At 67.4% G+C, this 7,569-nt stretch carries 4 protein-coding genes and 1 pseudogene; all 5 read left to right on the top strand.

Going from position 1 to position 7,569, the window contains the following annotated elements:
- Positions 1 to 192 precede the first annotated feature (192 nt).
- Positions 193 to 996, top strand: a complete 804-nt coding sequence (imuA, locus tag ACK543_RS11500) for a translesion DNA synthesis-associated protein ImuA (RefSeq protein WP_409942987.1) — start codon at positions 193 to 195, stop codon at positions 994 to 996.
- On the top strand, positions 935 to 2,257 hold the full coding sequence (locus ACK543_RS11495) for a Y-family DNA polymerase (RefSeq protein WP_409942986.1): 1,323 nt from the start codon (positions 935 to 937) through the stop codon (positions 2,255 to 2,257). Before imuA ends, ACK543_RS11495 begins: the two co-directional genes overlap by 62 nt.
- Before the next feature lie 10 nt (positions 2,258 to 2,267).
- Entirely contained in the window at positions 2,268 to 5,390 is a 3,123-nt protein-coding gene (locus tag ACK543_RS11490) for an error-prone DNA polymerase (protein WP_409942985.1), read from the top strand.
- 328 nt (positions 5,391 to 5,718) lie between these two features.
- Positions 5,719 to 7,077, top strand: a complete 1,359-nt coding sequence (locus tag ACK543_RS11485; RefSeq protein ID WP_409942984.1) for an MgtC/SapB family protein — start codon at positions 5,719 to 5,721, stop codon at positions 7,075 to 7,077.
- Between the two features lie 273 nt (positions 7,078 to 7,350).
- Positions 7,351 to 7,569: pseudogene (locus ACK543_RS11480) on the top strand (IS5/IS1182 family transposase); the annotation flags it as partial.

Genomic DNA, 7,569 nt, shown 5'->3' with positions numbered 1-7,569 from the left:
GCTGCAGCAGGCGGTAGTGACGCCGCCAGTGACCTATGGGGATGTTGTGAGCAAGAGCAGCGGGGATGGGCAATCGGATACGATGGCTGGATGAAATCACAGCATCAATGGGGCTGCTGGAGCTAAATAGATACCCCTTATAAATAAACAGTCTTTATCCACGCGTTTTGATGCCCAGCACGGCAAGCTCCCATGTCCGCCCCTCTGCCTGCAGCCTTGACTGCTTTCGCCCCAGGCGACCTGCTCGCGCCCCATGTGGCCGAAGCCCTCTGGCGTGCGACGGAGGTCCATGCAGGTGCCGCCCGGACGGTACCCACGGGTTTTGATGCGCTGGATGCACAGTTGCCCGGAGGGGGCTGGCCCACCCACAGCCTCACGGAAGTGCTGACGCCGCAGGCGGCTTTGTGCGAGTGGCGCCTGCTGGGCCGTTCGCTGCCAGCGCTCATGCAGGATGGCGGTCGTCTCTACCTCATTGCCCCGCCCAAACAGCCGCACGCGGGCGGGCTGGCCCAGCTGGGGGTGGCGCAAGAGCAGATCCTGTGGATTGATGCCAGCAAGCCCGTGGACCGGCTCTGGGCCACAGAGCAGATCCTCAAGTCCACCCCCTCCGGGGCCGTGCTTGCCTGGCTGCCCCTGGCGCGGCCCGAGCAGATCCGGCGCCTGCAGATCCATGCGCAGTCGTGCGACGCACCGGTGTTCCTGTTCCGGCCCATGGCCACGCTGGTCGATGCATCTCCGGCCCCCTTGCGCATCACCGTAGTGCTGGCCCAGGGGTGGAATCTGGAGGTGCGCATTGCCAAGCGCCGGGGCGCCTGTCTGGACGAGTCGCTGTACCTGCCAGCCATGCCAGGCAACCTGGCGGACGTGATCCCGCCTCGGCTGCACACCGTACCGGCAGCACCTGCTGTCGCACCTTCGCGCAAGGAGACCACCCATGCTCGGACATTGGGCCGCATTGCTCCCCCTGCCGCTGCCCGCGTCACCGTCTCCCATTGATGCGGCCTGCCTTGGAACCTGGGCATTGCAGTTCACCCCGCGGGTGACATTGCTCGAAGGCTCGGTGGTAGCAGAAATGGCCGGCAGCGCGCGCCTGTTCGGGGGCATGGAGCAGCTGCGCGCGCAGGTGGAATGCGGAGCACAGGAACTCGGTGCCCGCGTGGCCTGGGCCCCCACGGGCAGCGCCGCACTGGCCCTGGTACGCCAGCCCGACAGCAAGGCGGCGCCGGACGGATTCAGCGCGCCGCTCACCCAGGTGCTGGATGCCCTGCCCCTGCACGCCATCACCGCCATCGCACTGCATGCAGACACGCTGGCCCGGGTGGGCTGCCGCACGCTGGGCGATGTCCGCAGGCTGCCCCGTGGTGGGTTGGGCCGACGCTTCGGCAAGGCCCTGCTGGCGGCGCTGGACCAGGCCTATGGCCTGCGGCCAGAGGCCTACGAATGGATCACCCTGCCCGAGCAGTTCCACGCCCGGCTGGAACTGATGTCGCGGGTCGAATCCGCCCCGGCGCTGCTGTTTGGGGCTCGGCGCCTGCTGGTGCAGATGGCGGGCTGGCTGGCTGCGCGGCGTCTGGGCGCAACGGCCTTCACGCTGCGCTGGTGCCACGACGTGATGCGCGCCAAGGAGGCCGGCACCGGAGGGGAAATCACGGTTCGCACAGGGCAACCCACGCAGAACACCGAACACCTGGCGCGTCTGCTGACCGAGCACCTGGCCCATGTGCAGCTGCTGGCCCCGGTCGGTGACATCGAGCTGCTGGCCCCGGAAGTGGTTCCCATCGTCGAAGAGAGCCGCTCGCTCATTCCTGAAACACTGCACAAGGGCGGCAGCACAGACCTGGCGCTCGAACGCATCCAGGCCCGCCTGGGCAACGCCTGCGTGCGCCGCCCGGTGATGTCGCCCGACCACCGGCTGGAATGGATGCAAAGCTGGGACAGCACGCCCGGCAAGCGCCCCCGGGCACCGCAAGCGGTGCCTGCGATTCCCCTGCCCACCTGGGTGCTCGATGAGCCGCTTCGGCTGATGGAACGCAACCACCGCCCCTTCTACCAGGGACCGCTGCAAATGCTGCTGGGCCCCGACCGGATCGAAGGCGGCTGGTGGCACCGCAGCACGACGGGGCCGGATGCCGTGCCCCTGAATGTGCAACGGGACTACTGGCTGGCGCTGAGCCCGCACGCGGGCGTGCTGTGGATTTTCCAGCAGCGGCTGGCGCACGACCAGACGGCCTGGTTCCTGCACGGGCACTTTGCCTGAGGACGCCGGGATGACCGCCCCCCTCCCATCCCTGCCCGACTACGCCGAACTGCGCTGCGTGTCGAACTTCACGTTCCTGCGCGGCGCCAGCCACCCTGAGGAGCTGGTGGAGCGCGCCAAGGCGCTGGGCTACCGCGCCCTGGCCATCACCGACGAATGCACCATGGCCGGTGTGGTGCGCGCCCATGTGGCGGCCAAGGCGGCAGGCCTGCCACTGCTGCTGGGCTCGCAGTTTTGCATCACGCCGCGCAGCAGCGCCGAAGCCCCCTTCACGCTGGTGCTGCTGGCGCAAAACCTGACCGGCTACGGCAACCTGTGCGCTTTCATCACCCGGCTGCGGCGCGCGTCCGACAAAGGCACGTACCAACTCACCCTGGACCACCTCACCGGTGGCGAACTCACCGACTGCCTGACCCTGCTGTGCCCCGACCGCAAGGCCACGCAGGAGCAACTGGAAAGCCTGGGCCAGTGGGCGCTGCACCAGTTCACGGGGCGCTGCTGGATCGGCGTAGACCAGATGCGCCGCCTGGACGATGAGCTCTGGCTGCACCGCATGCGCCACCTGTCAGGGCTGACCACACTGCCCCTGGTGGCCGTGGGCGATGTGCACATGCACGTGCGCTCGCGCAAGCCGTTGCAGGACGTGCTGACCGCCACCCGCCTGGGCCAACCCCTGACCGAGTGCGGCCATGCCCTGCAGCGCAGTGCCGAGCAGCACCTGCGCACCCGGCTGCGGCTGGCCCGCACCTTTGCGCCCGACCTGCTGGCCGAAACGCTGCAGGTGGTGGCCCGGTGCAGCTTCAGCCTGGACGAGCTCCAATACCAGTACCCCGACGAAGTGGTGCCGCACGGGCACACGGCTGCCAGCTTCCTGCGCCAGGTGACGTACGAAGGCGCGGGCCGCCGCTGGCAGCAGGGCATCACCGCCGCCGTGCAGGCGCAGATCGAGCACGAGCTGTCGCTGATCTGCGAGCTGCGCTACGAGCACTACTTCCTCACGGTGTACGACATCGTGGCGTTTGCGCGCTCACGGCACATCCTGTGCCAGGGCCGCGGCTCGGCGGCCAACAGCGTGGTCTGCTACTGCCTGGGCGTGACCGAGGTGGACCCGGCGCGCATGTCGGTGCTGTTTGAGCGTTTCATCAGCAAGGAGCGCAACGAGCCCCCAGACATCGACATCGACTTCGAGCACCAGCGCCGCGAGGAAGTCATTCAATACCTGTACGCCAAATACGGACGCGACCGCGCAGCGCTCACGGCCACCGTCATCCGCTACCGGCCCCGCTCGGCCATCCGCGACGTGGGCAAGGCGCTGGGCTTTGACCTGGCCACGCTGGACGCCATCGCCAAGGGCCAGAAATGGTTTGACGGCACCGATGTGCGGCTCGAGCGCTTTGACGAACTGGGCATGGACATGGAGGACTTGGCCGTACGCCAGCTCATCACCCTCACCAGCCAGCTGATCGGCTTTCCCCGGCACCTGTCGCAGCACACCGGGGGGTTCGTGCTCACCCGCGACCTGCTGTGCCGCATGGTGCCAGTGCACAACGCCTCCATGCCCGAGCGCACCGTGATCGAATGGGACAAGGACGACCTGGATGCCGCCGGGCTGCTCAAGGTGGATGTGCTGGCGCTGGGCATGCTGTCGGCCCTGCGGCGGGCGCTGGACCTGATCGGCCAGCGGCGCGGCTGCGAATTCGGCATGCAGGACATCCCGGCCGAAGACCCCGCCACCTACGACATGGTCTGCAAGGCCGACACCATCGGCGTGTTCCAGATCGAGAGCCGCGCCCAGATGAGCATGCTGCCCCGGCTGCGCCCCCGCTGCTTCTACGACCTCGTGATCGAAGTCGCCATCGTGCGGCCCGGCCCCATCCAGGGCGGCATGGTGCACCCCTACCTGAACCGACGCCAGGGCAAGGAGCCCGTGACCTACCCCAGCGAGGCGCTCAAGACCGCCCTGGGCCGCACGCTGGGCGTGCCGGTGTTTCAGGAGCAGGTGATGCAGATTTCCATCCTGGCGGCAGGCTTCACGCCCGGCGAGGCCGACGGCCTGCGCCGTGCCATGGCGGCCTGGAAGCGCAAGGGCGGGCTGAGCCGGTACTACGGCCGCATCGTCGAGGGCATGACGGCACGCGGCTATGCGCGTGAATTTGCCGAACAGATCTTCGAGCAGATTAAAGGGTTTTCAGAATACGGCTTCCCCGAAAGCCACGCGGCCAGCTTTGCCCTGCTGGTGTACGCCTCGTCGTGGATCAAGTGCCACGAGCCCGCCGCCTTTCTGGCAGCACTGCTCAACAGCCAGCCCATGGGGTTTTACAGCCCCAGCCAGCTGGTGCAGGACGCGCGCCGCCACGGCGTGGAGGTGCGCCCCGTCGATGTGATGTACAGCGATACCGACACCTCCCTGGAAGACCTGCCGGGCACACCCGCCGTGCGCCTGGGCCTGCTCCTGGTGCATGGCCTGCGGCGCGCCAGCGCCGACCGCATCATGACCGAGCGCAGCAAGGCCCCTTTTGACAGCGCCGAGGAACTGGCCCGCCGCGCCGGCCTGGAGCAGCACGAGATGAAACTGCTGGCCGCCGCAGGTGCGCTGGCCTCCCTGTCGGGCCACCGGCGCCAGCAGGTATGGGACGCCGCAGCGCTGCACGCATCGCCCCGGCTGCTGCAGGACGCGCCCGTGGAGGAAGAGTTTCTGGAACTGCCTGCGGCCTCCGAAAGTGAGGATGTGCTGTGGGATTACGCCTCGGTGGGCCTGACCTTGCGCAGCCACCCGATGGCACTGCTGCGGCCCCGGCTCGACCAGTACAGGCTCAAAACATCGCAAGACCTGCGCCGCACCCCTGATGGCCGCACGGTGCGGACTGCCGGCATCGTCACGCTGCGCCAGCAGCCGGCCACGGCCAACGGCACCATTTTTGTATCGCTGGAAGACGAGCACGGCGCCACCCAGGTCATCGTGTGGCGCAGTCTGCGCGAAACCCAGCGGCAGGTGCTGCTGGGCTCGCGGCTGCTGGCAGTCAAGGGCCGGTGGCAGCGCCAGGGCGATGTCTGCAACCTGATTGCAGAGCGACTGGCAGACCTGTCCCCCCTGCTGGGGCAACTGGCAACCATGAGCCGGGATTTCCGCTGAAAGAAAGCACAGGCATCCTCACACCACAGGCACACCCTTTGGGCAACGCACCCGCACCCGGACACGCCCGCCACCTGCACAATTTTGCAACTAGATATGGCATCGAGGCACCCCGACCAAATCGCCACCCAGGCACGGGGGCTGACAGGACGGCGTGACGCCCACGCTTGGGCCCGGCGGGTACATGACCTTCCGGACCCGGCGGTACCGGTCCATACCGGCCTCAGAGAACAACACTGCACCTCGCACCCCGATCCCGCCGTGGGCATTGCCACGACAATGCAGTGGACGAGCCCTGTCCGTCCGGACCAGTTCGCAAGGAGGGTGAATGTTGCAGGACAGTAGCAATTTTTCAGCGGCACTGGCGGTCCTGGCCAGCGCGCTGGGCTGCGGGCTGCTGATGGGCATCGAACGCGAGCGCCGCAAGGGGCATGGACCAGGCCGCAGACCGGCAGGCATCCGGACCTTCACGCTCACCAGCCTGGCGGGCGGCGTGGCGGCCCTGCTGGGTTCGGCCCCTTTGATCGCAGTGGGAGCCATCTTCGTTGCTGGGTTGGGCTTGCTCAGTGCCTGGCGCGACACCCTCGACGACCCCGGCATGACCACTGAGGTCGCCCTGCTGCTGGCATACCTGATTGGCGTGATGTGCGCGCACAGCCAGCCCGTGGCAGCTGCACTGGCGGTGTCAGCCACGGTGCTGCTGGCCGCCCGCGACAGCCTGCACCACCTATCGCGCCAGTGGCTGCAGCCGGGCGAGGCACGCGATGGCCTCGTGCTTGCCGCACTGGCCCTGCTGGTGGTACCGCTCGTCCCTGATCAGCCACTCTGGGGCGACGCCCTCAACCCGCAGGTGGTGGCCCGGCTGCTGGTGGTACTGCTGCTGATCCAGTCCGTGGCGCACCTAGGCCGCAGGCTGATGAAGGCCCGGCATGCACTGGGACTGGCTTCACTGGCCTCCGGGTTCGTTTCCAGCACAGCCACCATCGCCACGCTGGGCATACAAGCCCGCAGCACCCCGGCACAGGCCAGGCTGCAGGCGGGCGCGGCCGTACTCTCGTGCACGGCCACCATGATGCAACTGCTGGTAGTGACTGCCACGGTGCAGCCCGCATGGCTGCTGCACATGGCCCCCCCTGCCGGGGCAGCCGCGCTCGTAGCGCTCGCATGGGGGGCGTGGCTCATGCGGCCTGCATCAGACAGCGCAGGCGCCACCCAAGAAAACGCCACACCAGACGGCAGCACGGAGAACGCCACAACAGTCATGACCCCGACACCACTGTCTGTCGCGCCCTCGCAATCAGCCGCCCCAGAGCTGCACGCCGAGGCAAGCCCCATGGAAGATTCGCGCATGTTCAAGCTGCGTGATACCGCCCTGGTAGCGATCCTCCTCACGGCGGTGCAGGCCGCGGTCCACGGTCTCAGGCTGGCATTCGGCGACGCGGGCCTGCTCGCAGGCACCTTGCTGGCTGCCCTGGCCGACCTCCACGCCGCAGCCGCGGCGGTGCTGCTACAGGGCACTCCGGCCGATGCCACCCTGGCTCAGGCCCTGATGGCGGCCGTGCTGGTGCACGCCACCAGCAAGAGTGTGGTGGCCATCACTAGCGGTGGCTGGCGTTTTGCGAAGTACGCCCTGCCGGGTATCTGGGGTCACTCGCTGATGTTTGCGGGGTGTCTGCTGCTACGCTGAACACATGACTCATGCAGCCCCCGGGGACTCGCAGACTGCCAGCAATCGCTTGCACAATCATCAGCGGCCAGACCCATAGCCCACCCTGTGCGGCACACCATTGCAAAGCCCGAGAAGTCCCGCTCACACGTCGGCGCTCATTCGGTCTTATTCTTAATAGTCGTCCCTGAAAAACCCCCGAAGCCCTCATAAACACTGGCCTTCGGGGTGATTGCGGATACCCAAAACTCCCAGTTTTGTTTTCAATAGAGGCAGTTTTCTGGGAGTTCTGCCGTGCTGTTTACCTGCGCCGCCACCGACGATTTCTTTCGCTCGCGCATCGACCACATGATCGACCTGCGCCATCCGCTAGCCGTACTGGCCTCGCGCATGCCCTGGCAGGAGATTGAGGCGCAGGTGGCCCAGGTCTTTTGCCGCAAAGGCCGATCTGGCCTGGCCATGCCCGATCTGGATCTCTTTGGCGAGCAGGTGCAACGTGCGCCGGTGGCCAGC

It is taken from the genome of Acidovorax sp. (genome assembly GCF_046341535.1).
Lineage (GTDB): Bacteria > Pseudomonadota > Gammaproteobacteria > Burkholderiales > Burkholderiaceae_C > Acidovorax.
The sequence above is the reverse complement of the archived record's forward strand: the minus strand, read 5'-3'. Positions and strand labels throughout refer to the sequence as shown.

What these genes read in the sequence shown, in the direction of transcription:
- imuA (WP_409942987.1), top strand. Translation starts at nt 193, where the DNA reads ATGTCCGCCCCTCTGCCTGCAGCCTTGACTGCTTTCGCCCCAGGCGAC.
- ACK543_RS11495 (WP_409942986.1), top strand. Translation starts at nt 935, where the DNA reads ATGCTCGGACATTGGGCCGCATTGCTCCCCCTGCCGCTGCCCGCGTCA.
- ACK543_RS11490 (WP_409942985.1), top strand. Translation starts at nt 2,268, where the DNA reads ATGACCGCCCCCCTCCCATCCCTGCCCGACTACGCCGAACTGCGCTGC.
- ACK543_RS11485 (WP_409942984.1), top strand. Translation starts at nt 5,719, where the DNA reads ATGTTGCAGGACAGTAGCAATTTTTCAGCGGCACTGGCGGTCCTGGCC.